The sequence below is a fragment of the Lentzea sp. NPDC055074 genome (assembly GCF_053608005.1).
This window is the reverse complement of the sequence record NZ_JBSGUQ010000018.1, coordinates 79,623-103,113: the sequence shown is the minus strand read 5'-3', so window position 1 is coordinate 103,113 and position 23,491 is coordinate 79,623. Positions and strand designations below refer to the sequence as shown.

The following is a 23,491-nucleotide window of genomic DNA, read 5'->3' as shown; positions in this document are numbered from 1 at the left end:
CAAAGCGCGTGAGGCAACCATCTTTTTCCAAGCACCTGCACGAGGGAGATCCACCGTGACCGAGACCGTCGGCGGCTCAGCCAAGAAGACAGCCGCACGGGCGGCTGCCAAGCCTGCCGCGCTGAAGATCCAGCGCGTCTACACCACCGAAGGCCGCCACCCCTATGACGAGGTCACGTGGGAGCGCCGCGACGTCGTCATGACGAACTGGCGCGACGGTTCGGTGAACTTCGAGCAGCGCGGTGTCGAGTTCCCCGAGTCGTGGTCGGTGAACGCCACCAACATCGTCACCAGCAAGTACTTCCGCGGTGCCGTCGGCAGCGAGAAGCGCGAGCAGTCGCTGCGCCAGCTGATCGACCGGGTCGTGAAGACCTACGTGGGCGCCGGCAAGGAGCACGGCTACTTCGGTGGCGAGCAGGACGCCGAGATTTTCGAGCACGAGCTCACCTACATGCTCCTGCACCAGGTGTTCAGCTTCAACTCGCCGGTGTGGTTCAACGTCGGCACGAGCTCGCCGCAGCAGGTCAGCGCGTGCTTCATCCTCGCGGTCGACGACACGATGGAGTCGATCCTCAACTGGTACCGCGAGGAGGGCCTGATCTTCAAGGGCGGCTCCGGTGCCGGCCTGAACCTCTCGCGCATCCGCTCGTCGAAGGAGCTGCTGTCCTCCGGCGGCACCGCGTCGGGCCCGGTGTCGTTCATGCGCGGCGCCGACGCGTCCGCGGGCACCATCAAGTCCGGTGGCGCCACGCGCCGCGCGGCCAAGATGGTCGTCCTCGACGTCGACCACCCGGACGTCGTCGAGTTCATCGAGACCAAGGCGCGTGAAGAGGACAAGATCCGCGCCCTGCGCGACGCCGGGTTCGACATGGACCTCGGCGGCGCGGACATCGTGTCGGTGCAGTACCAGAACGCGAACAACTCGATCCGCGTGTCGGACGAGTTCATGCACGCCTACGAGTCCGGCAACGACTTCGGCCTGCGCGGCCGTCAGACCGGTGAGGTCATCGAGCGCGTCGACGCCAAGGAGCTGTTCGGCAAGCTCGCGAAGGCCGCGTGGGAGTGCGCCGACCCCGGCATCCAGTACGACGACACGATCAACGACTGGCACACCTGCCCCGAGTCGGGCCGCATCACCGCGTCCAACCCGTGTTCCGAGTACATGCACCTCGACAACTCGAGCTGCAACCTCGCGTCGCTGAACCTGATGAAGTTCCTCGGTGACGACGGCCGCTTCGACGCCGTCACGTTCGCCAAGGCCGTCGAGCTGATCATCACCGCGATGGACATCTCGATCTGCTTCGCGGACTTCCCGACCGAGCCGATCGCGGACACCACCCGCAAGTTCCGCCAGCTCGGCATCGGCTACGCCAACCTCGGCGCGCTGCTGATGGCGACCGGCCACGCGTACGACTCCGAGGGCGGCCGCGCGCTCGCCGCGACCATCACCTCGCTGATGACCGGTGTCTCGTACCGCCGTTCCGCCGAGCTCGCGGGCATGGTCGGCGCGTACGACGGCTACAAGCGCAACGCCACGGCGCACCAGCGCGTCATGCGCAAGCACGCCGCCGCGAACGACCTGATCCGCACCTACAGCGCCAACGACTCGGCCACGCACAAGGTCGCGACCGAGGCCTGGCAGCAGGCGCTGGAGATCGGCGCGAAGAACGGCTGGCGCAACGCCCAGGCGTCCGTGCTGGCCCCCACCGGCACCATCGGCCTGATGATGGACTGCGACACCACCGGTATCGAGCCGGACCTGGCCCTGGTCAAGTTCAAGAAGCTCGTCGGCGGCGGCTCGATGCAGATCGTCAACCAGACGGTGCCGCGCGCGCTCAAGGCCCTCGGTTACCTGGACGAGCAGGTCGAGGCGATCGTCGAGTTCATCGGCGAGCACGGCCACGTCGTCGACGCGCCGGGCCTGCGCCGCGAGCACTACGAGGTCTTCGACTGCGCCATGGGCGAGCGTTCGATCGCGCCCATGGGCCACGTGCGGATGATGGCGGCCACGCAGCCGTTCCTGTCCGGCGCGATCTCCAAGACGGTCAACATGCCGGAGACCGCGTCCGTCGAGGACGTCGAGGAGATCTACTACCAGGGCTGGAAGCTCGGCCTGAAGGCGCTCGCGATCTACCGCGACAACTGCAAGGTCGGCCAGCCGCTGTCCGCGGGCAAGGGCGCGAAGGCCACCGAGGAGAAGAAGGCCTCGGAAACCGTCGTCGAGTACCGCCCCGTCCGCAAGCGCCTGCCGAAGAAGCGCCCGTCGCAGACCGTGTCGTTCACGGTCGGTGGCGCCGAGGGCTACCTGCACGCCGGTTCGTACCCGGACAACGGCCTCGGCGAGATCTTCGTCAAGCTGGGCAAGCAGGGCTCCACGCTCGCCGGCGTGATGGACGCGTTCTCGATGTCCATCTCGGTGGGTCTGCAGTACGGCATCCCGCTCGAGTTCTACGTCTCGAAGTTCCAGAACCTGCGCTTCGAGCCGGCGGGCATGACGGACGACCCGGACGTGCGCATCGCGACGTCGGTGCTGGACTACCTGTTCCGCCGCCTGGCCCTGGACTACCTGTCCTACGACAAGCGCGCGCAGCTCGGCATCTTCACCGCCGACGAGCGTTCGGCGCAGGTCGCGGGCGAGTACGGTGCTCCAGCGACGTCCGACGTGGACCTCGAGGGCCTGCGTGGATCGGTGGAGGCGGCTCCGGCCGTCGAGGTCGAGGCCGCCGCGCCGAAGCAGGTCGGCAGCTCGACCGAGCTGCTGGAGCTGCACCTGGGCAAGGCCGCGGACGCGCCGCTGTGCATGACGTGCGGCACGAAGATGCGTCCGGCCGGCTCGTGCTACCTGTGCGAGGGCTGCGGCAGCACCTCCGGCTGCAGCTGATCGCCGCCGCTGGGCTCAACTGAACAGTGGCTTGGGGCCTCGACGCTTCGCGCGTTCGAGGCCCCACCTGTACGTACCGGCGGTCAGAAGCCCCGGAACGACGAACACCCGGCCTGGCAGGGCCGGGTGTTCGTGGCGTCAGGACGTGGTGTCCCGCGCGGTCCATCAACCGCATGACATCACGTTCCGGACGCTTGTGCCAAACGAGTGATACGGAGAACGAAGTGAACTCAAGAAACAGCAAGCAGACAAGCTCAAAGGCCGCATCGAGCGCCAGCAAGGTGCTGTCCAACCCCAAGTCGACTGCCGCCGAGAAGTCTGCGGCCGCGAGTGCTCTCGCGCAGTCTCCAGCGAGCAAGGGACAGACGAGCCCTGCCGCTGCCTCGAAAGCATCCAAGGTGCTCGCGGATCCACGATCGACCAGGTCTGAGAAGACTTCAGCGGCCAGCGCGCTGGCTCAGACGCCGAAGTCGAGCAAGAAGAAGTAACAGCTGAGAGTGCGAGCGGACCGTCACGGCAGCTTGATGCCGTGACGGTCCGCCAGCTTCTTCTCGATCTCCGCGATCACGCACGCGATCGTCGACGGGTTGAGCCGCCCTTCCCCGAACCGCACCACGGTCCGCGCGAACTCGTCCGCCGCCAGCGCCCGGCACTCGGCGTTCAGCGAACGGTGGTTGACCGCGGCCTCCTTGAAGCACTCCAGGGGCTTGCGGCCGAAGATGACCTCGAACTCCTCCCAGCCGCGCAACGTCCAGTACGTGTCGAACGACGACGCGGACGTCGCGCGCAGCCACCGCCACAGGTACTGCGGGTCCACGTGGCTCGGCGACTCGCCGACGCACCGCCCGCACAGCAGCACGAGGTTGTCCGTGGTGCGACTGCCACCCATTGACGCGGGAACTACGAGGTGTTGCTCCAGTGAGGACCTGTAACCGCAGCGCCAGCACCGTTCGTGAGCGGTGCTCCAGTCGATGACGAGGTCGACCTCGTGCTCGACCCAGTACGCGACGATCTGCTGGTTGCTGGTGCTCATGTGATCCTTCCCCAGTTGTTGCCTCTCCTGTCGGTCATGAAGGCGATTCCGTTTCGCTCACCCGCAACTGATAGAACATCTCGCATTAAGGGGGAGAGATGCCTTCGTTCGACGACTTACGCCGGTACCTGCTCGGTCAGCTCAACGCCGCTGTCCGGCGTCCCGGCATGTACGGCGGTGAGGCGGTGATCCTCACCCTGCTCGACGCGCTGGCGTTCGCCGACGACCGCACGGACCGCTGGCAGGTCGAGCTCGAGTCGTTGGTCAAGCGCGGCGCGGCGAACGCGGCGATGGTCAGCGGCGCGGTGCACGAGGCGCTCGGGCACCGCAGCGAGGACGTCATGGCGTCGGTGTACGCGGACCTCGCGCACCGGCAGGGCTGGCTCAGCCTCGACGCCGACAGCCGCATCCCCGGGGTTCTGGGGGAGCGGGACTGCCTGCTCGACGACGTGATCGCCGAGTACGGCGAGCCGCCGTTGTGGCTGGGCGGCACGAACCCCAAGTACTCGAAGACGCTCGGCTACCCGGACCGGTCGGGTTCGCTGGTGTTCTTCCACTTCATGCCGGAGATGCGGTTGATGGCGACGCGGCGAGGCGACGGAGGCTTCCGCGACAGCTTCGTCTTCACCCCTGCAGGGCTGTCGCGGTGAACTCGGCGAGCAGCGGCGTCTGCCGGTGCTCCGCCCACACCAGTGCGACCTCGTTCGGCGCGATGTCCTCGATCGGCACGTGCACCAGGTCCGCGCGCGAGTAGAACGTCGCCGTCAACGCGACGTGCTCCAGCCGGAGCTCCCGCAGGTCCGAATCCAGGTGCCCAGCCGAGGTCAGAACGGTAAAATCGCAGGTGATGCGCATAGTTCTGCACACTCGTGCGCGCCTGGACCTCGCATACGCCTCGCTCGACGGGCTCTCCGTCGGCGACGCTCTGGGCGCTCAGTTCTTCATGGTCGGCCGCTCGTTGCCCGACCTCGTGGCCGGCAAGCCGCCACAGGGTCCGTGGGAGTGGACCGACGACACCGAGATGGCCTGCAACCTCGTCGCCGAGCTCCGTGACCACGGAGACGTCGACCAGACCCGGCTCGCGGCGACGTTCGCCGACCGCTGCGAGCCCTATCGTGGTTACGGCGCTGGGGCTTTCATCATCCTGCGCAAGATCCGCCAGGGCACGCCGTGGAGAGAGGCCGCCTCCAGCGCGTTCGGCGGCCAGGGCTCGTGCGGCAACGGGGCCGCGATGCGGATCGCTCCGCTGGGTGCCTACTTCGCCGACGATCCCGCCACCGTCACGACACAGGCGATCCGCGCGAGCGAGGTGACGCACCAGCACCCGGAGGGCGTCATGGGCGGCCTCGCGGTGGCCCACGCGGCGGCAGCGGCGGCCCGGGCCCGGCTGGCCGGCGTGCCACCGCGGGATCTGCTCGGGACGGTGCTCGACCACCTCGAAGACTCGTTCGTGCGCAAGGGGATCGACAAGGCGCGCAGGATCGGGAGCGCTGAGGAGGCCGCGTACGTGCTGGGCAACGGCTCGCGCGTGACGGCGCAGGACACCGTGCCGTTCACGCTCTGGGTAGCCGCCCACCACCTCGACGACTACCGCGCCGCGATCATCGCGTGCGTCAGGGCGGGCGGCGACGTCGACACCACGGCCGCGATCGTCGGCGGTGTCATCGGGAGCCCGCCGGAGGAGTGGCGGCAGTCCCGCGAGCCCCTCCCGGGCTGGGCGCACCGCTCTGAGCAGGAGTTGTGATCCCGGTGGCGTGATTTATTCATCACGTGTTGAGTTTTTGGCCGAACGCTCGTAACCTCCTCTTCAGGCGGAACCTGGAGGGGACCCATGGCGCTCACCATCGGCTTCAAGTCCATCGACGGCACGATGCTCGCCACCGTGGGCGGCAAGGCCGCGAACCTCGGTGAGCTCACCAGGGCCGGCCTGCCGGTGCCGCAGGGCTTCTGCGTCACCACGGACGCCTACCGCGCTGTTGCGCGGGCCGACGAGCTGGCGGGCACCACTCCGGAGAACGCCCGCAGGACTCTGCTGGAAACCGCTGTGCCCCAGGAGATCCGGGCCGCGATCGTCGCCGAGTACCGTGCACTCGGCGACGATCGCGATCCTGGGGTCCCGGTGGCCGTCCGGTCCAGCGCCACGGCCGAGGACCTGCCGTTCGCGAGCTTCGCGGGCCAGCAGGACACGTTCCTCAACGTCGTCGGCGAGGACGCGGTGGTCGACGCGGTGCGCCGGTGCTGGGCGTCGCTGTGGACGGACCGCGCGGTCAGCTACCGCGAGACGAACGGCATCGACCACACCACGACCTACCTGGCCGTTGTCGTGCAACGGATGGTGCAGTCCGCGGTGTCCGGCGTGATGTTCACGGCGAACCCCGTCACCGGCACGCGCGACCAGATCGTCATCGACGCGAGCCCCGGTCTCGGCGAGGCCGTTGTGTCCGGCGCGGTCAACCCCGACCACTTCGTCGTCGACGACGGTGAGATCGTCGAGAAACGGCTGGGGGACAAGAAGTTCGTCATCCGCTCGTTGCCCGGCGGCGGCACCGAGCACGTCGAGGTCGCCGAGAGCGACGAGCAGTGCCTCACCGACGGGCAGATCCACGCGCTCGCCGTCCTCGGCCGCAAGGTGCAGCAGCACTACGGGTCGCCCCAGGACACCGAGTGGGCGATCGACGACGAGGGCGAACCGCACCTCACTCAGGCGCGGCCGATCACGACGCTGTTCCCGTTGCCGGACAACGCGGACGGCAAAGCACACGTCTACTTCTGCTTCAGCCTCGCGCAGGGGCTCGAACGCCCGATCACGCCGATGGGCCGCGCGGTGTTCCGGGAGATCTCCAAGGCCGCCTTCGAGATCGTCATCGGTGACCCGAAGAGCAAGTCCTATGTAGAGGCCGGCGAACGCATCTTCTTCGACGCCACCAAGGTGTTGCAGAGCAAGGTCGGCCGCGAGTTCGTCACGCGCCTGCTCGGCGTGATGGAGGCGAGGTCCTCCGAGGTGCTGCGCGGCCTGTTCGACGACCCGAGGTTCGCGATCAGGAACTCCTCGCCGACCCCCGCGGTGAAGCGCTTGCTCCGGCTCTCCCGCCGGTTCCACCTGCCCGTGACGGCGGTGAAGGCACTGGTGAACCCCGAAAAGGCCGTGCGCACCGCGTTGCTGATGGAACGCGAGGTCCTGGAGAGGTCCGCGAACCTCTCGATCGAGCAGGCGTTGCAGCAGTGCACCGTGCCGGTGCTGCCGAGGCTCGCGCCGACCGCGCTGATCGGGTTCGCGATGCTCGGCCTCGTCGGCAAGGTCGTGAAGACGAGGCCGGGGGAGCTGCAGACCGTGCTGCGCGGCCTGCCGAACAACATCACCACCGAGATGGACATGGCGATGTGGGACCTGGCGCAGGAGATCCGCCACGACCCCGAGGCGCTGCGGCGGTTCCGCGCCGGCGAACGCCCCGCCGCGCTCGACCGCTTCCTCGCGCGGTGGGGTCACCGCGCCGTCGCCGAGATCGACCTCGGCCTGCCCCGGTGGTCCGACGACCCGGCGCACGTCATCGGCGTCGTGAAGAACTTCCTGCTCCTGGAGGACGTCCAGGCCCACCCCGACGCGGTCTTCGCACGGGGCGCCGCCGAAGCCGAGGCGATGATCGAGACGCTGGCCAGACGTGCCTGGGGCCGTGGCTGGTTCGTGCGTTTCGCGTTGCGCCGCACCAGGGTCCTCGCCGGCCTGCGGGAGTACCCGAAGTACCTGATCATCACGTTGTTCGGCGCGCTGCGGAAGCGCGTCGCCGACGTCGGCGCCGAGCTCGTCGCCGCCGACCGTCTCGACGCCCGCGACGACGTCTTCTTCCTGAACTTCGAGGAGATGCGGTCCCCGCACGGAGACCTGCGCCCGCTCGTGGCCGAACGCCGTGAGGTCTACGACCGCGAGATGCGGCGCAGGCACATCCCGCGCGTGCTGCTGTCGGACGGTACGGAACCCGAGGCCGTGCACCACGGCGGCCCGGTGGAGGGCGACCTCGTCGGCACCCCGGCGTCGGCGGGCACGATCACCGGCATCGCGCGCGTCGTCATGGACCCGGTCGGCGCGCATCTCGAACCCGGCGAGATCCTCGTGGCGCCGTCGACGGACCCGGGCTGGACGCCGCTGTTCCTGACAGCGGGCGGTCTTGTGATGGAGATGGGCGGCGCGAACTCGCATGGCGCGGTCGTGGCGCGTGAGTACGGCATTCCGGCGGTCGTAGGTGTGCGTCAGGCCGTGACGCGGATCAGGACCGGCGAGCGCATCACCGTCGACGGCAGCACCGGCGCGATCACCACGCTGGAACCGCCTGTTGACGTCTCGTGAACCCGTCCGGACGCGTAATGTCGGGTTTGTGGCTGAGTCCAAAGGTGAGCTGAACAAGGTCCAGCAGGGCATCGCCGACTACCTGCTGCGCGCCGGCGTGGACGGCTTCGGCCCGTTCAAGAGCGCCCGTGAGTCCGCGTCCGACGCCCTCGCCAAGAAGGGCGAGGAGAACGACGCGATCAAGCACCTCATCCGCACGCACGTCGCGCTGGCGGGCGCGCAGGGTTTCGTCACGAACCTCGGCGGCCTGATCACGCTGCCGGTCTCGCTGCCGTCCAACATCGCGGCCACGTACGTCATCCAGACGCACCTCATCGCGTCCATCGCGTCGTTGCGCGGCCACGACGTGGACAGCGACGAGGTGCAGATGGCCATCCTGCTGTGCCTTCTCGGGAATGCCGGAACCGAGCTGTTCAAAAAGGTCGGCATCAAGCAGTTCACCAAGAAGGCCGCGTCGGCACTCATCACAAAATACGGCACGAAGAAACTCGGCACCGTCGCCGCGAAGGGCGTTCCGCTGCTGGGCGGCGTCATCGGCGGTGGCGTCGACGCCGCCTCCACCAGAGCCGTCGGCGCATTCGCGAACCGCTACTTCACTCACACGGACGTATTGCCGAAGGTCATCGACGGCGAGGTGTTGTCCGTGGAGATCGAGGAAGCGGACGGAACGGCCGACTCGCGCTAGCTCAGCCTGTCCAGTGCGGAGCTGAACGCGTCCGGCGGGATGAGCACCCCGCCGCTGAACGGGTTCTGCAGCTGGTAGATGGCGAAGAGCAGCAGGACCAGCGTCGAGCTCAGCGTGATCGTGATCAGCAGCTGTGAGGTCAGGGTCGGCCCGCGGAAGAGGTACGGGAACAGCAGCGAGAGACCGGTGCCGATCAGCAGGGCGAGCCACACGACCGGGTTGACGCCGTTGTCCGCCGCGTCCAGCCGTTCCTGCCGGGCCTGGTAGACCTCCCAGAGCTGGTTCGCCGCCTCGGCCTTGCGGTCCTCCTGCCAGCCGCCGTCCGGCGCCGCCGTCGAGATCGTGTCCCTGAGCTGGTTCAACGTGGTCCAGCCCTGGTTGCCGATCTCCTCGCCGTCGCGCATGCGGGGCCACTCGTCGTCGACGACGGTCGACACGTAGTCGCGGATCAGCTGGTCGACCTTGGACTTCGCGGGTTCGGGCAGCGAGTCCGAGGACCAGTCGACGGCGACGAGCGCGTTCGCCTCCTTCTGCACCTGTTCCTCGGCGCTGTTGGCCGAGTCGAACAGGGAGATGAGGATGAACGCGGCGAGCACCGCGTGCAGGCCGGCGACGATGCTGAACACGGATCCGCCCGCGCCGAGGTTCTTCTCGCTCACTTCCTCCGAGCCGAACCGGCGGGTGATGACGACGAGAACGGCGGAGATGGCGGCGGCACCGAGAACCCAGAGCGTGCCACTGAGGTAAATGCTCAATTCGGCTCCTTTCTTGGTGTGGGATTAGACCACGGTCTACTGTGGCCGGTACAGCAAGGTGGGGTTGACGAGTAATGGTCAGGTGGGAATGCGCGGCAACAGCACAAATACCCGGTTGTCGTATTGGGCTACTCCATTCCGGTGGCGGCGGGATTCGCTCGCGTTGAGCGCGGTCTCGTCGCTATTGGTGCTTTCCACGCCGTTCACCAGCGCCGTTGCCCACGCGGCGGCGCCGAACTGTGATGCTTATCAAGTGCGTTCATCCCATGGTGGAGACTTCTCGATGTTCACGAAAGTGGACGTTTCATCCGGTGGAGTGACAGAAGTGGCTCGCCTGGACTACGCACTGAATGCATTGGGGTACTCGGCGACGCTCGGCCGTCTGGTGGGACTCACGTCCAAGGGCCACCACTGGTGGAAGAACCCGTCGCACATCGTGCTGATCGACACCAAGGGCGTGGTCAACGACCTCGGACCCGTTGACGCGCACTGGTTCCGCACCGACGACGTGTCCGCGGGCGCGGTCGTCGGCACCACGTTCTACGTGCGTGACAACGCCCGGCTGCACGCCATCGACATCGACCCGGGCAGCCCGACGTACCTCAAGATCGTGCGCACCGTCGTCCTGGGCTGGCCTGCCCTCACGCTCGACGACTTCGCCGTCGACCCGGCGAGCGGGAAGCTCACGGGGGTGTCGGCCGCAGGCCGGGGGCCGGGCGAGGTCGTGACGTTCGACCCGGTGTCCGGACGGGTGCTGGGCAAGACGGAGATCGCCGGGCTGCCCGGCAAGTCCACGTACGGCGCCGTGCTGATCGACGCGGCGGGCACCGTTTACACCATCAACAACGGCTACAAGGGCCGCAGCCGCTTCTACCGCATCACGGGTGCCACGGCGGAAGAGCTCGCGAGCGGCCCGCAGATGGGCATGATCGACGCGGCGGGCTGCCTGCCGACCCCGATGCCACCGCGCGTCGAACCGCCCGCGCCCCGTCCCGAGGTGCCGCCGCCCCCAGCGCCTCCCGCCCCGCCCGTTCCGACCACGACGGTGCCGCCGGTACCGGCGCCTCTTCCGGTCGTGCAGCAGCCTCCCGCCGTCGCGCCCTCACCGCCTCCCGCGCGGCCGCAGCAACCGGTGCCGGTGCGTGCCGCACGTCAGAAACCCGAGCAGCGCAAGGAACTTCCGCTCTACCCCGAGACGACGCCGATGACCAAGTCCCGAAAGTGGGCGATGGTCACCGTCATCCTCGTGATGCTCGGCGCCGGCGCGGCCGCCGCACGGGGCCGCGGTTAATTCGGTTGGCACGGCGCGAAGGCGTCGCTAGCGTTGCGGGCATGCTGTACATCTGATGAAGCCCGCAGCGCTCTCGACGCTGCCCTCGCGACCTCGACGTCGCGCGCTTTCTCGGTGACCCATGCGCGGGTCCTTCTCTCACGGCCGTCTTTCGCCGTGCCCTTTGCACGCCCTCTTCGCGAGGAGGCTTTCGCATGCCTGACACCAGCCAACCCCAGCCCGAGACCCAGCCCGAGCCGGGCAACCGCGCTGCGCGACGTGCGCAGAAGCGGGGCAAGCAGGACCAGAACACGCACTTCCAGCTGCCACAGCAGCGGGTGCCGGTGGTCCAGCCGCGCCAGTTCGCGACCCGTCGCCGCGGAGGAACCGCGTAGCCGACGCCGGACCAGGCGCGACACCAGCAGGGGACGTGGCCGATCGGCTACGTCCCCTGCTCCCTTCGTGGGCTTGATCTCCCGTTCTGTCCGAATCCGATCTAGCCTGAGTTGCTACCCGGACCGACAGGATCGGAGGCGCCAGATGAGGATCGCTGACGTGTTGCGGACCAAGGGATCGGCGGTCGCGACAATCGCCCCGGACGTCCCGGTGTCCGAACTGCTGAGAGCGCTCGCGGAACACAACATCGGCGCGATCGTCGTCGTCGGCCCTTCCGGCGTGACGGGGATCGTGTCGGAGCGCGACGTGGTGCGCCGACTGCACGAAGTGGGCGTCGACCTGCTGTCTTCTCCCGTGTCGGCGATCATGACCGCCGACGTCTTCACCTGTTCGCCGTCGGACACGGTGGACAGCCTCACGGTCGTGATGACCGAGCGGCGCTTCCGCCACGTGCCCGTGCTGTCCGACGGGCAGCTGGTCGGGATCGTGAGCATCGGCGACGTGGTGAAGAGCCGGATCGGCCAGCTGGAGCAGTCGCACGACCAGTTGCAGGCCTACATCGCCCAGGGCTGACCACAGCCGGACCAGGGACTCCTCACTACGCTGGATCGGGTGAAACCTTCTCCTGACCGGCCCGCACTCGTCCCAGAACTGGTGGAGGTCGCACCAGGGGTCCACGCCTACGTCCAGCCCGACGGGTCCTGGATGATCAACAACACCGGCGCCGTCGTCGGCACGGATGACACGCTGCTGCTCGTGGACACCACGTCCACCGAGGCACGCAACCGCGCGTTGCTCGCCTCGGTGGCGTCGGTGTGCCCAGCGGACCCGAGCTATGTCATCAACACCCACCACCACGGCGACCACACCTACGGCAACTGGCTCATGCCACCGTCCACCGTGATCGTCGGCCACGACGCGTGCCGCGACGAGGTGCTCGCCGCCGGCCTGATCGCCGCGCAGGTCCTGACCGGCCCGGACTACGGCCACCTCGAGGTCCGCCCGCCGTCCCTGACCTACAGCACGTCCATGACACTGCACCTGGGCACGCGCGTGGTCGAGCTCCACCACCCCGGCCCGGCCCACACCCGCGGCGACACCATCGTCTGGCTGCCGGCCGAGCGCGTCCTGTTCACCGGCGACCTGGTCTTCGCGGGCGGCCAGCCGTTCCTCGCCGAGGGCAGCATCCACGGCTACCTGTCCGCCCTGGAGTTCCTGCGCGCGTTCGACGCCGAGGTCGTCGTCCCCGGTCACGGTCCGCTACTGCGAGGCCCAGAGATCACCAGCGTCCTCGACGACCTGGTCGCCTACACGACCTACTTGTCAGAACTGGCTACGTCCGCCCACAGGACCGGCAAGACCCCGATGGAAGCCGTCCTCGCCGCGGGGGAGTCACGCTTCTCGTCGTGGCAGGAGTCCGAACGACTCGTCGGCAACCTCCACCGGGCCTTCCACGAACTGGACGGTAAGCCCCTCTTCGAACGCCTCGAACTCCCTCGCGTCTGGATGGACATGATGGAGCTCCACGGCGGCCCCATCGCCTGCCACGCCTAGCTCACACCAATATATTGCTTCCTTGCTTCGCTGACCTGCGGCTTAGCAATGATTCTTTGGACTTCGTCGTCAAACGAGTCATTGCTAAACCAGGTTTCACGTTTCAGACGGCCTGGCCGATGCCGGGCGGTTCGGGGACGTTCTCGGTCTTGGTGCCCGCCGGCATCGCCCACATGAAGGCGCGCATCATGGCGTACTGGAACCTCAGGCCGGCGCCGACGTCACCGGACTCCACGACCTGCTTGAGCGCGGCGAGAATGCCCTTCCAGGTCGCGTCGACCTTGTCGAGCCGCTTGACGCCCTCGGGCCAACCGGAGTTGCGCAGCGTCACCCGCGTGCCGCCGTCGACCTCTTCGAGCTCCCACGAGACGACGGTCCAGGGATCGTCGCGCATGGTGAGCCGCTGCGTGTGCGAGAGCAGTCGCGGCGGATCAACCTCGACGACGCGGCCGACGACGAAGACCCGCTTGCCATCGGTCGACCGGTAGTACAGCGGCGCGCCCGGTTCGAGCGCCGAGTCGAGGATCGCGTCCATCATGGCTCGCTGCTTGCCGTCGAGTTTGGTGATCTCCGCCCACACCTTCTCGATGGGCGCGGCGATCACGATGCTGTGCAGCAGCTCGGTGCCGGGTTCAGCCAACGTCCTCATCCTCCTGTTCGGCGCTCTCGACCGTGAGCTTCAAGCCGACCAGCGCCTCTGCCCAGTTCTGCTCGTAGTGCGCGACCCACCGCTGATGGATCTGCTGGATGGGCACGGGATTCAGGTGGTTGACCCGCTTCCGGCCCCGCGGCTCCACGAGCACCAGATCGGCCTCGCGGAGCACACCGAGGTGCTGCATGACGACATGCCGGCTGGTCTCCAACTCCTCGACCAGCTCGCCCGTGGTGCGCGGGCCCTTGCGCAGGACGTCGAGAATCGCGCGCCTCAGCGGGTTCGCGAGGGCGCGCCAGACGGCGTCGTCATCATGTGGCAACTTCATTACGTAAGGTTTTTAACACCTAAGACCGCAGGTGTCGAGCATCGGATCGGCAACGGCGAGGCCTCAGCGACGCCGCCGAACTGCTACCAGCTGCTCCGCGACCTCAAGGCCTATAAGTTCGAATCATGCTGCACGACGTCGCTGACGCCACGCACCAATATATTAGGTTGCTCGCTGCTGACCAGCACGAACACGCGATCCGCGAGGTCACCGACGACGACCTGAGGCACCGCTGGGCGTATACACCCGGTACACGCCCCGGACTCGCGTTGGGCGAACTTCGACGAGACCAGCGCAAGGCGGTGCACGGCATGCTCGCGACCGTGCTCAGCCCGCACGCCTATGCGCAAGCCGCAGCGGTGATGGCGTTGGAAGACGTGCTCGACCACCGCGAAGGCGGGCACCGCGACCGTCACAGCGGCGACTTCTCGACAGTGCTCTTCGGCACCCCAGGCGACGACCCGTGGGGCTGGCGCGTCGAGGGACACCACCTGTCGGTGAATGTTGTCGTCGCCAACGGCCGCGTCTCGGCCACGCCGTTCTTCCTGGGCGCGAACCCGGCCCGCGTCACCTACCGAGGCCGCGTCGTCGGCCAGCCACTGCGCCTGGAGGAGGAGCTGGCCCGCGAACTCCTGGACCGCATGGGCCCGACCGCCCGCCGCCTGGCCGTCGTCGCGGACACCGCGCCGCACGACATCCGCACCGGCAACGCGCCACGGATCAGCCCGTCCGAGCCGGTCGGCGTGACACCGGCACAGCTCGGCAAACCCGCCGCGGAACTGCTCGTCGACATCGTCCGCCTCTACCTCGATCGGCTCTCCTACGAACTGGCCGACGAGGAGTTCGCCCAGATCGACCAGGAACACCTGCACTTCTCCTGGGAAGGATCGCTGCGCCGAGGCGAAGGCCACTACTACCGCGTCCAGGGCCCGGAACTGCTCATCGAGTACGACAACACGGCCAACGAGGCCAACCACGTCCACACCGTCTGGCGTCGCCATTCAGGTGACTTCGGCGACGACCTGATCGCCGCCCACCACGACGAGTCACGGCACACTGGCGTCCGTGGAGTGGCCCAGAACGGTTGACGACGCCGTAGCGATGCAAGAGCACCTGCGCGCCCAGGTAATCACCCAAAGTGCACCTGACCTGCGGATAGACACCGTTGCGGGCCTAGATGTCGGCTACCGTAGCAACGACACAGTTGCAGGCGTCTGCGTGGTGTTCGATGCAAAATCGCTGGTCGTCCTAGACGAGGTCGTCGTCGAGGACAAGACGGACTTCCCGTACATCGCCGGGCTCTTCGCGTTCCGCGAGATGCCTGTCCTGCTGCGCGCCCTCGATCAGGTGACCGTCGCGCCGGACCTGTTGGTCGCGGACGGTCAGGGCCTCGCGCACCCGCGCCGGTTCGGCCTGGCGTGTCATCTCGGCGTGCACACGGGCATCCCGAGCATCGGCGTCGCGAAGAACGCGATGGGCGCGTTCGAGCAGCCCGGCCACGCCCGCGGGTCGACGAGCGACCTCGTCATGGCCGGCGACGACGGCGACGAGGTCGTCGGCAGAGCCCTGCGGACGCAGGACGGCGTGAAACCCGTCTTCGTGTCGGTCGGCCACAAGATCGACCTGGACCGGGCGTGCGCCGAGGTGCTGCGTCTGGCCCCGCGCTACCGACTGCCCGAGACGACCCGCCGCGCCGACACGCTCACTCGGCAGGTTGCTTCGTCGGGGTGAAGCTCAGCAGCACGAGCAGGATCGCCCCGCCGACCAGCGCGATGTCCGCGACGTTGCCGACGAACCAGCCGTTGTAATCGAGGAAGTCGACGACGTGCCCGCGTGCGAAGCCCGGCGGCCGGAACAGCCGGTCGAGCAGGTGCGTCGTCGCGCCACCCAGCATCAACGCGAGCGCGGACGCCCGCAGCTTTGTCTGTGGCTGCATGCCGTACCGCGCGAGCATCACGACGGCGACGGCCGCGACGATGGTGAAGATCCACGTCGACCCCGCGCCGATCGAGAACGCGGCACCGGGGTTGTAGAGGAGCCTGAGCTGCAGGAACTCCCCGAGTACGGGAATGGGCGCGCGGCCGGTCAGCGCGCTCTCGGCCCAGAACTTCGTGGCCTGGTCCAGCAGCAGCACGAGCACGGCGATGCCCATGACGAGTGGCACGCGGCGAGAGGTGGTGGTGTCCATTTGCGGTCGAGCGTAGTTAAGAACACCACCACTCGGCATCAGACCCTCGTCACTCCCTGAACGCGTCGACGTCGTCGACGTCGATCGCCGCGTGAAACTCCTCCTCCAACGTCGCCGACCGCTCGTCCGTGTCGTAGTGGACGCAGATGCGCCACCGTCCGTCCGTTCGCCGCGAATACGTGTGGAAGCGGCCATAGAACGTGCGCCCGTCGCCGTCCGCACGCGTCGACACGAGTTGGAAGATGCCGCGCTCGCTCGCGACGTCGTCAGTCGCGATGCGCTCGACGAACCGGAAAGACACAGTGACCGAGCTGCCGCGATCAGCGAGCTCTGCGAACCACTTCTCCGTCTGGTCCGCGTACTCGGAGAACCTCGTCACCTGCTTCGCCGGCCCGCCCGCCCGGATCAGGTCCGGCGAGTACAGGCCCAGGAACGACGCCGCGTCCAGCCGGGCGTAGGCCTGCCGGAAGGGATGCCAGACGTCGTTGTTGAGCTGCCGCAACAGGTCGGTGTCCACGACCTCAGAAGGTAGCGCGGAAGACTCCGGACAGGAGCGGATGCGTGTCGACGATCTTCCGTGCGACGGTCACGGAGTCAACGAGCGGATGCAGGGCCAACGCCTTCACCGCATCTGCACGCTCACCGCTGATGGCCGCCTTGATGGTGGCGCGCTCCACGACCTTGAGCGCGGTGACGAGCCCGACGCCCTCATCCGGCACCTGACTGACCGAGACTGGCCTCGCGCCGTTCGCGTCGACAAGACTCGGCACCTCGACGATGGCCTCCTTGTCGAGACACGCCAACGTTGTCCCGTTCGGCACGTTGAGGATCAAGGTGGCCTGCTTGTCGGACGCGATGGCATGCATCAGATCGAGGGCCACCCGCTCGTAGCCGCCGCCGTCGAGGTCGTCGCTGTCGCGTTCGTCGTCGCGGGTCTCGGCCATGTACGTCTGTTCGCGTTCGAGACGAGTCCGCTCCCAGCTGTCCCACGAAGGCGCCGCGTAGAACTGCTTCTGCTGCTCCAGCAAGAACGCCCCACGCGACGCGCCGGACTCCACCGCCTCACGCGTGAAGTAGTAGTAGTGCAGGTACTCGTTCGGAATCGCGCCCAATGTCCGCAGCCACTCCGAGCCGAAGAGCTTGCCCTCCTCGAACGACTCGAGCCGCTCGGTGTCCGCGAGCAGATCCGGCAACACGTCCCGCCCTCGCACGTGGACGCCTCGCAACCAGCCGAGGTGGTTGAGACCGGCGTAGTCGAGCCACGCGTCCTCAAGATCGGCGCCGACGGCCCGGGCGACCCGCTTGCCGAGCCCGACGGGGGAGTCGCAGATGCCGATGACGCGGTGGCCGAGGTGCGCGGACATCGCCTCGGTGACCATGCCGGCGGGGTTCGTGAAATTGATGACCCACGCCTCCGGCGCCAGCACTGATATGCGGCGTGCGATGTCGAGCGCGACCGGCACGGTGCGCAGTCCGTATGCGACGCCTCCGGCGCCGACCGTCTCCTGCCCGAGCACACCACAGCCCGCCGCGACGCTCTCGTCGGCGGCGCGCCCGTCGAGCCCGCCGACGCGGATCGCGGAAAACACGAAGTCCGCGCCGCGCACCGCCTCGTCGAGGTCGGTCGACGTCGTCACGACCGGCGCATCCGCTACGTCCTTCGCGAGCTCAGCCAGGACTCCGCCGATCGCGGACAGCCGCGAGGCGTCCAGGTCGTGCAGTACGACCTCGGTCACGCGGCCAGGCGAACGGTCGGCGAGCAACGCGTGATAGACGAGAGGCACGCGGAAACCGCCGCCGCCCAGGATGACCAGCTTCATGCCTCGACCACGTCCATTCAGGCCTCTTCCGCAGCGTCGACCGTTTCGTCGAATCCTACATTTCCACGTGCGGCCGACGACGAATCAGCGGCCGCCGGGCAACAGGACTGCTGGTGGATGGCCGGAACGTCCGCGTGGACAGTCTGAGCCGCTGACCAGCCAGATCCTCTTCATCGCGGGCTCTCGCAAAGGGTGCCGCGCACGACTGAAGTGTGATAGAAAGAATGGCTTTGGATTTTCGGAATCAATTTTCCGGGAAGATAAAAAGATTGTATCACAGGGGGCAAGGTGTTGGCGAGCGAACAGGCACGGATCACCTCTCTGTATGAAAAGCTCGACAAAGAACGGAACAAAGCGGCCGCCGACCTCGCGGCCGCGCTGCGGGACACCGCCACCCAGCGACTGGACCGCGAGACCTCGGTCGAGCTGCTGACCAGGGAAGTGAGCAAGTACCGCGCGGCCGAGGCGGGGCTGTGCTTCGGCCGCATCGACTCGGAGACCGGCGAATGCACCTACATCGGACGCGTCGGACTGTTCGACGACGACTTCGAACCGCTGCTGCTGGACTGGCGCGCGCCGGCTGCGCGGCCGTTCTACACGGCGACCGCTGCGAACCCGGAGGGCGTCGTGCTCCGGAGGCACTTCCGCGTTCGCGACCGGGAGCTGTGCGACTTCCACGACGACGAGCTGCTGACCGACACGACAGCACTGCTCGACGCCCTCAACGCGCCGAGGACCGCGACGATGCGCGACATAGTCTCGACCATCCAGGCCGAGCAGGACGAGATCATCCGCTACTCGGGCCCCGGCGTGCTGGTGATCGAAGGTGGTCCCGGCACCGGCAAGACCGCCGTAGCCCTGCACCGCGTGGCATACCTGCTGTATACGCGTCGCGAACGCCTGTCACGCCACGGAGTCCTGATCGTCGGACCGAACACCGGCTTCCTTCACTACGTCGGCGACGTCCTGCCGTCGCTGGGGGAGACCGACGTCGTGTTCGCGACACCCGGCGAGCTGTACCCCGGCGTCGTGACCGGCGTCGAGGACACGCCTTCGTTGCAGCGACTGAAAGGCGATATATCAGTTCTGGACCTGCTGGCCGTCGCCGTCGCCGACCGGCAGGAGCTTCCCGACGAGCCCGTCGAGATCGAACTGGAGGACGTTGTCGTCCCGCTCGACGCGCATGTCGCCGCCGTCGCGCGCGAGAAGACCCGCTACTACGAGCTCCCGCACAACGCCGCGCGCAAGTACTTCTTCCTTGCTCTCGCCGAGGAACTCGTCGCCCCGGCGATGAAGCTGATCGGTGTCGACTGGCCGGAGATCGAGGAGGACGTCCGCCACGAGCTCCGCACCAGCACCGCGTTGCGTGACGCCGTCGACAGGCTGTGGCCGCTGCTCACCCCGGAGGAGTTGCTCGCCGACCTGTACGGGGGCCGTTGCTTCCGGATCGGCGCACCGGAACTGCATCGGCTCGACGCCGAGGCGTGGACGGTGTCCGACGTCCCGTTGCTGGACGAGCTCGCAAACCTGCTCGGGTCCGACGGCACCGCAGAGCGCGCGGCGAGACGAGAGGAAGAGGAACAGCTCGACTACGCGCGCGGAGTCATGGACGTCCTGTCGATCGACAAGCGTGCGGACTCCGACGAGTACATCGTCACGGACTTCGTCAACGCCGAAGTGCTGGCCGCCCGGCACGAGGTCCGCGACCAGCGCACCCTCGCCGAACGAGCCGCCGACGACCGCACGTGGACCTACGGCCACGTCGTCGTGGACGAAGCACAGGAACTGTCCGCGATGGACTGGCGCGTACTGCTGCGCCGATGCCCGAACAAGTCGATGACCGTCGTCGGTGACCTGGCTCAGCGCCAGGCGGCGGGCGGAGTCCGGAGCTGGGGATCGGTGTTCGACCGGTTCGCCTACCGCCGGCTGGAGGTCAACTACCGCACGCCCGGCGAGATCATGGCGGTCGCCACCCCGGTGCTGAAGCTCGTTGACCCGGACGCGTCGGCGCCGATGTCGGTGCGCAAAGCCGGCGTACGTCCGTGGGCCCGCCGCGTCACTGATATATCGGCGGCCGTGCGCGACGAACTCGACGCGCACGCGAACGCACACGAGGAACGCACGATCGCCGTCATCGGCGAGGGCTGGATGCCGCCACGCGCGTCGAAAGGGCTGGAGTTCGACGTCGTCCTCGTCGTCGAACCGCAACGCATGTCGCCCAGCGAGCTGTACGTGGCGTTGACGAGGGCGACGCAACGGCTCGGCGTCCTGCACACCGAGCCGTTGCCACGTCACCTAAGAGGTCTCCTCTGAGACCCACGTGAGGTAGTCGTCGTTGCCCCCGACAACGGGGGTGACGACGACCTCCGGCACGTCGTAGGTGTGGTGTGCCTTGATGTGCGCGACGAGTTCGTCGACGCGGATGGTGGACGTCTTCACGACGCACTGCCATTCCGCGTCGACGCGCACCTCGCCGTCCCACCGGTAGACGCTGCGGATAGGCACGATCTGCACGCACGCGCCGAGCCGTGCCTCGACGATGCCCTTCGCCAGCGACTCCGCGATCTCCTCGGAGTCGACGGTCGTCGTCACCACACTCACACTCACAGGGCGTCGATCTCCTTCAGCAACTGGTCCTTCAGCTCGGCAGGCGCATACGACGCCCGCACCGCGGCCCGTGCGAGGCCGGCGAGTTCGTCGCGACCGAACCCGAACCGCTCGTGGCACAGCAGGTACTCGCGGTCGAGATCGGTGTGGAACATGCCGGGGTCGTCCGTGCTGATCGTCACCGGCACACCGGCCTCCACGAGCCGTGGCAACGGATGCTCGTCCAACGAGGTCACCGCACCCGTGCGGATGTTCGACGTCGGGCACACCTCGACGACGACGCCCTCGTCGGCGAGATGCCGCACCAGCTCGGGATCCTGTACCGCGCTGACGCCGTGACCGATCCGTTCGGCGCGCAGATCGCGCACCGCGGCCCAGATCTCACTGGGCGGCGTCGTCTCACCGGCGTGCGGCACCATGTGCAACCCGGCGTCGCGCGCCATCGCGAACGCCTCGCGGAACTTAGCCCGCGGCGAGTCCGACTCGAACCCGCCCAACCCGAACCCGACGAGGCCCTCGGGCCGGTAGTCGGCGACGAACCGCGCACTGGTCATGCCCCAGTCGCGATCCCATGTGCCGGGAACGTCGAAGATCCACTGCAGCGCGACTCCGTGCACGGCGAGGGCTTCGTTCCTGCCCGCCTTCAACGCCTCGACGAGTTCGTCAGGCGCGATGCCCGCCCGCAGATGGCTCGTCGCGCTGATCGTCAGCTCCGCGTAGCGGACGTTGGTTCGGGCGGCGTCACGGGCGTATCCGACGACGAGTGTGCGGATGTCCTCGCCGGTGGTGACGAGGTCGTTGACGATGCCGTAGACGTTGATGAAGTGTCTGAAGTCCCTGAACTCGTAGAACTTCCGCAGAGCGGCCTCGTCGGTCGGCACCCGCCCACCGGGGTGGTTGCGCGCGAGCGCGAGGACGGTGTCGACGGAAGCCGCGCCCACGAGGTGGACGTGCAGCTCGGCCTTCGGCAACGCGTGGACGAAGTCGGAAATGTGCACGGTCCATGCTCTCAGGTCAAGGGCCGTTCGACGGGTGACATGTCTTGCAGTCAAAGGAGAGGGTGCAGGGCGATCCCTGTCTCTGGCTTCCGCATTGGGGGTGCCTCGTGAGGGGCGCACGAAGAGTTGCACTGCTGACAGCGGTGCTGGTTCTGCCATTCCTGCCCGTGACGGCTCAAGCCGCCGAAGGGCCGGTGTTCCTGGACGGCGAGGCGCAACCCGTCTTCGATCCGAAGGACGTGGTGAAGGAGAGCCTCTGGGTCCGGGCACCGGTCGACAGCGACCGCGACGGCAAGGACGACGAGGTCTACACCGAGGTCGTCCGGCCACGTGCCACCGAACGCGGTCTCAAGGTCCCCGTCGTCTACATGGTCAGCCCGTACTTCTCGGGCGGTAACGACGTTGCCAACCACAATGTCGACGTCGAGCTGTACGTGCCGGACAAGCGCAACGGCCGTTTGCTGAAGTCCTCCTCCGACGAACGCATCACCGCCGCCCTCGGCCCGAACCCGATCACGTCGGGTCGCTACGAGGCCTACTTCATCGCGCGTGGCTACGCCGTCGTTTACGCCGAGTCGCTCGGCACCGGCAAGTCCACGGGCTGCCCGACGACGGGCGACGTCAACGAGACGATTGGCGCGCGTGTCGTCGTCGACTGGCTCAACGGCCGTGCGACCGCACGCACCGCCACGGGCGAAGCCATCAAGGCGACCTGGTCCACCGGCAAGACCGGAATGATGGGCGTCTCCTACAACGGAACGCTCCCCAACGCCGTCGCCTCGACCGGCGTGCGCGGTCTCGAAGCCATCGTGCCGATCGCCGCGATCTCCAGCTGGTACGACTACTACCGCGCGGACGGCGCCGTCGTCGCACCCGGCACGTTCCAGGGTGAGGACGCCGACGTGCTCGCCGAGTACGTCTACACGCGCGCGGACAGGGAGATCTGCAAGCCGATCATCGCCGAGATCGCCAAGGACCAGGACCGCATCACCGGTGACTACAGCCGGTTCTGGGACAAGCGCAACTACATGAACGACGTCCGCAAGGTCCGTGCGGCCGTGCTGGCGGTGCACGGGCTCAACGACTGGAACGTCAAGATGACGCACGTCGAGCAGTGGTACTCGGCGTTGAAGAAGGTCGGCACGCCGCACAAGATCTGGCTGCACCAGTCCGGGCACACCGACGCGGACACGCTGCGTTCGGTCGAGTGGCGACGCACGCTCAACCGCTGGTTCACCCAGTACCTCTGGGGTCACCGCAACGGCATCGACAAGGAGCCGAAGGCGACGATCCAGCGCGAGGACAAGACGTGGGTCGACGAGAAGGACTGGCCGGCCCCCGGCACGTCCGACGTGCGGCTGCGGCTGTCCACGGGCGGAACGACCAAGGGCGGCCTCGGGATCCTGCCCGGCCGCGGCGTCGAGCAGCTGACCGACGACGCGACGAAGACGGCCGAGTCGCTGATCGACCTGGCCACCTCGCCGAACCGCCTCTCCTACACGTCGGAGCCGGCGAAGAAGCCGGTGCGGCTGTCGGGCAAGTCGACGGCGAACCTGCGGGTCGCGTTCGACCGGCCCGCGGCGAACGTGACGACGCTGCTCGTCGACCGTGCGGCGGACGGCAGGTCGCACGTCATCACGCGCGGCTCGACCGACCCGCAGAACCGAGAGCGTCCTGACAGGACGTCGCCGATCAAGCCCGGCAAGTTCTACGACGTCGAGGTGCCGATCGTGCCGGACGACTACGTCCTGCAGGCCGGTCACCGGCTCGAGTTCGTCGTGATCTCCAGCGACTACGACTACACGCTGCGCCCGAAGCCGGGTGCCAGCCTGTCGCTGGACCTCACCCGGACGTCGGTCGAGCTGCCGGTCGTCGGCGGCTGGCGCACCGTGTTCGGTTCGTTCTGACGTGTCGCCGCGGGGTGGGCCTAGCAGGGCGCGGAGCGGGGCACAATCCACCACCCCCCCCCCCCACCCCCGCCC

Annotated in this window: 23 protein-coding genes; 13 read left to right on the top strand and 10 right to left on the bottom strand. The window is 67.8% G+C overall.

From position 1 onward, the window contains the following. Positions 1-55: 55 nt before the first annotated feature. Complete coding sequence (locus ACWF7A_RS33115; RefSeq protein WP_452254442.1) at positions 56-2,881, top strand: vitamin B12-dependent ribonucleotide reductase; 2,826 nt, start codon at positions 56-58, stop codon at positions 2,879-2,881. 511 nt (positions 2,882-3,392) lie between these two features. Here the strand turns inward: ACWF7A_RS33115 and ACWF7A_RS33110 are convergent. Then, positions 3,393-3,914 carry an HNH endonuclease gene (locus ACWF7A_RS33110; RefSeq protein WP_452254441.1) on the bottom strand — a complete coding sequence of 174 codons (522 nt, stop codon included), beginning with the start codon at positions 3,912-3,914 and terminating at the stop codon, positions 3,393-3,395. A gap of 98 nt (positions 3,915-4,012) precedes the next feature. Here ACWF7A_RS33110 and ACWF7A_RS33105 point away from each other — a divergent pair, with 98 nt between their 5' ends. Next, positions 4,013-4,564 (top strand): hypothetical protein, encoded by a 552-nt coding sequence (locus ACWF7A_RS33105; RefSeq protein ID WP_452254440.1) that lies wholly within the window; start codon positions 4,013-4,015, stop codon positions 4,562-4,564. Here the strand turns inward: ACWF7A_RS33105 and ACWF7A_RS33100 are convergent. Continuing rightward, positions 4,539-4,769, bottom strand: a complete 231-nt coding sequence (locus ACWF7A_RS33100) for a hypothetical protein (RefSeq protein WP_452254439.1) — start codon at positions 4,767-4,769, stop codon at positions 4,539-4,541. The two genes, ACWF7A_RS33105 and ACWF7A_RS33100, sit on opposite strands and share 26 nt — an antisense overlap. On the opposite strand from ACWF7A_RS33100, the gene ACWF7A_RS33095 reads away from it, so the two are divergent. From ACWF7A_RS33095 to ACWF7A_RS33085, 3 genes are all read left to right on the top strand, one after another. Continuing rightward, complete coding sequence (locus tag ACWF7A_RS33095) at positions 4,762-5,658, top strand: ADP-ribosylglycohydrolase family protein (protein WP_452254438.1); 897 nt, start codon at positions 4,762-4,764, stop codon at positions 5,656-5,658. The two genes, ACWF7A_RS33100 and ACWF7A_RS33095, sit on opposite strands and share 8 nt — an antisense overlap. 87 nt (positions 5,659-5,745) lie before the next feature. Continuing rightward, the gene (locus ACWF7A_RS33090; RefSeq protein ID WP_452254437.1) at positions 5,746-8,256 is read left to right on the top strand and encodes a PEP/pyruvate-binding domain-containing protein; all 2,511 of its coding nucleotides are present in this window, start codon (positions 5,746-5,748) and stop codon (positions 8,254-8,256) included. Positions 8,257-8,284: 28 nt separating this feature from the next. After that, positions 8,285-8,941: an EcsC family protein gene (locus tag ACWF7A_RS33085; protein ID WP_452254436.1), complete on the top strand. Its 657-nt coding sequence runs from the start codon at positions 8,285-8,287 to the stop codon at positions 8,939-8,941. Here the strand turns inward: ACWF7A_RS33085 and ACWF7A_RS33080 are convergent. Beyond that, the gene (locus ACWF7A_RS33080) at positions 8,938-9,696 is read right to left on the bottom strand and encodes a bestrophin-like domain (RefSeq protein WP_452254435.1); all 759 of its coding nucleotides are present in this window, start codon (positions 9,694-9,696) and stop codon (positions 8,938-8,940) included. The two genes, ACWF7A_RS33085 and ACWF7A_RS33080, sit on opposite strands and share 4 nt — an antisense overlap. A gap of 325 nt (positions 9,697-10,021) precedes the next feature. On the opposite strand from ACWF7A_RS33080, the gene ACWF7A_RS33075 reads away from it, so the two are divergent. From ACWF7A_RS33075 to ACWF7A_RS33060, 4 genes are all read left to right on the top strand, one after another. Then, complete coding sequence (locus ACWF7A_RS33075; protein WP_452254434.1) at positions 10,022-10,987, top strand: DUF6923 family protein; 966 nt, start codon at positions 10,022-10,024, stop codon at positions 10,985-10,987. 194 nt (positions 10,988-11,181) lie between these two features. Next, a complete protein-coding gene (locus ACWF7A_RS33070) occupies positions 11,182-11,361 on the top strand; it encodes a hypothetical protein (protein WP_452254433.1) in 180 nt (59 codons plus the stop codon). A gap of 145 nt (positions 11,362-11,506) precedes the next feature. Continuing rightward, positions 11,507-11,935, top strand: a complete 429-nt coding sequence (locus tag ACWF7A_RS33065; protein ID WP_452254432.1) for a CBS domain-containing protein — start codon at positions 11,507-11,509, stop codon at positions 11,933-11,935. Positions 11,936-11,974: 39 nt separating this feature from the next. Then, a complete protein-coding gene (locus tag ACWF7A_RS33060) occupies positions 11,975-12,916 on the top strand; it encodes an MBL fold metallo-hydrolase (RefSeq protein ID WP_452254431.1) in 942 nt (313 codons plus the stop codon). A gap of 103 nt (positions 12,917-13,019) precedes the next feature. Here the strand turns inward: ACWF7A_RS33060 and ACWF7A_RS33055 are convergent, their stop codons facing one another. Together ACWF7A_RS33055 and ACWF7A_RS33050 are read right to left on the bottom strand one after the other, a co-directional pair. Continuing rightward, positions 13,020-13,556 carry an SRPBCC domain-containing protein gene (locus ACWF7A_RS33055; RefSeq protein ID WP_452254430.1) on the bottom strand — a complete coding sequence of 179 codons (537 nt, stop codon included), beginning with the start codon at positions 13,554-13,556 and terminating at the stop codon, positions 13,020-13,022. Continuing rightward, the gene (locus ACWF7A_RS33050) at positions 13,549-13,896 is read right to left on the bottom strand and encodes an ArsR/SmtB family transcription factor (RefSeq protein ID WP_452254429.1); all 348 of its coding nucleotides are present in this window, start codon (positions 13,894-13,896) and stop codon (positions 13,549-13,551) included. The genes ACWF7A_RS33055 and ACWF7A_RS33050 overlap by 8 nt, the downstream gene beginning before the upstream one ends. Positions 13,897-14,021: 125 nt before the next feature. Here ACWF7A_RS33050 and ACWF7A_RS33045 point away from each other — a divergent pair, with 125 nt between their 5' ends. Further along, complete coding sequence (locus tag ACWF7A_RS33045; protein ID WP_452254428.1) at positions 14,022-14,984, top strand: DUF3500 domain-containing protein; 963 nt, start codon at positions 14,022-14,024, stop codon at positions 14,982-14,984. A gap of 13 nt (positions 14,985-14,997) precedes the next feature. After that, positions 14,998-15,627 carry an endonuclease V gene (locus tag ACWF7A_RS33040; RefSeq protein ID WP_452254533.1) on the top strand — a complete coding sequence of 210 codons (630 nt, stop codon included), beginning with the start codon at positions 14,998-15,000 and terminating at the stop codon, positions 15,625-15,627. On the opposite strand, the gene lspA is transcribed toward ACWF7A_RS33040, so the two are convergent. The 3 genes from lspA to ACWF7A_RS33025 are packed head-to-tail and all read right to left on the bottom strand — an operon-like array spanning position 15,599 to position 17,904. Then, a complete protein-coding gene (gene lspA, locus ACWF7A_RS33035; protein ID WP_452254427.1) occupies positions 15,599-16,084 on the bottom strand; it encodes a signal peptidase II in 486 nt (161 codons plus the stop codon). The genes ACWF7A_RS33040 and lspA overlap by 29 nt on opposite strands. 49 nt (positions 16,085-16,133) lie before the next feature. After that, a complete protein-coding gene (locus ACWF7A_RS33030; protein WP_452254426.1) occupies positions 16,134-16,601 on the bottom strand; it encodes a YybH family protein in 468 nt (155 codons plus the stop codon). Between the two features lie 4 nt (positions 16,602-16,605). After that, positions 16,606-17,904 carry a 6-phospho-beta-glucosidase gene (locus ACWF7A_RS33025; protein ID WP_452254425.1) on the bottom strand — a complete coding sequence of 433 codons (1,299 nt, stop codon included), beginning with the start codon at positions 17,902-17,904 and terminating at the stop codon, positions 16,606-16,608. A gap of 288 nt (positions 17,905-18,192) precedes the next feature. Between ACWF7A_RS33025 and ACWF7A_RS33020 the strand changes: the two genes are divergently transcribed. Next, on the top strand, positions 18,193-20,217 hold the full coding sequence (locus ACWF7A_RS33020) for a helicase (RefSeq protein ID WP_452254424.1): 2,025 nt from the start codon (positions 18,193-18,195) through the stop codon (positions 20,215-20,217). On the opposite strand, the gene cutA is transcribed toward ACWF7A_RS33020, so the two are convergent. Both cutA and add read right to left on the bottom strand, forming a co-directional pair. Then, on the bottom strand, positions 20,200-20,511 hold the full coding sequence (gene cutA / locus ACWF7A_RS33015; protein ID WP_452254423.1) for a divalent-cation tolerance protein CutA: 312 nt from the start codon (positions 20,509-20,511) through the stop codon (positions 20,200-20,202). The two genes, ACWF7A_RS33020 and cutA, sit on opposite strands and share 18 nt — an antisense overlap. Further along, positions 20,508-21,509, bottom strand: coding sequence for an adenosine deaminase (gene add, locus ACWF7A_RS33010; protein ID WP_452254422.1), 1,002 nt, complete (start codon positions 21,507-21,509; stop codon positions 20,508-20,510). Before add ends, cutA begins: the two co-directional genes overlap by 4 nt. Before the next feature lie 107 nt (positions 21,510-21,616). On the opposite strand from add, the gene ACWF7A_RS33005 reads away from it, so the two are divergent. Next, on the top strand, positions 21,617-23,416 hold the full coding sequence (locus ACWF7A_RS33005) for a Xaa-Pro dipeptidyl-peptidase (protein WP_452254421.1): 1,800 nt from the start codon (positions 21,617-21,619) through the stop codon (positions 23,414-23,416). Positions 23,417-23,491: the final 75 nt, after the last annotated feature.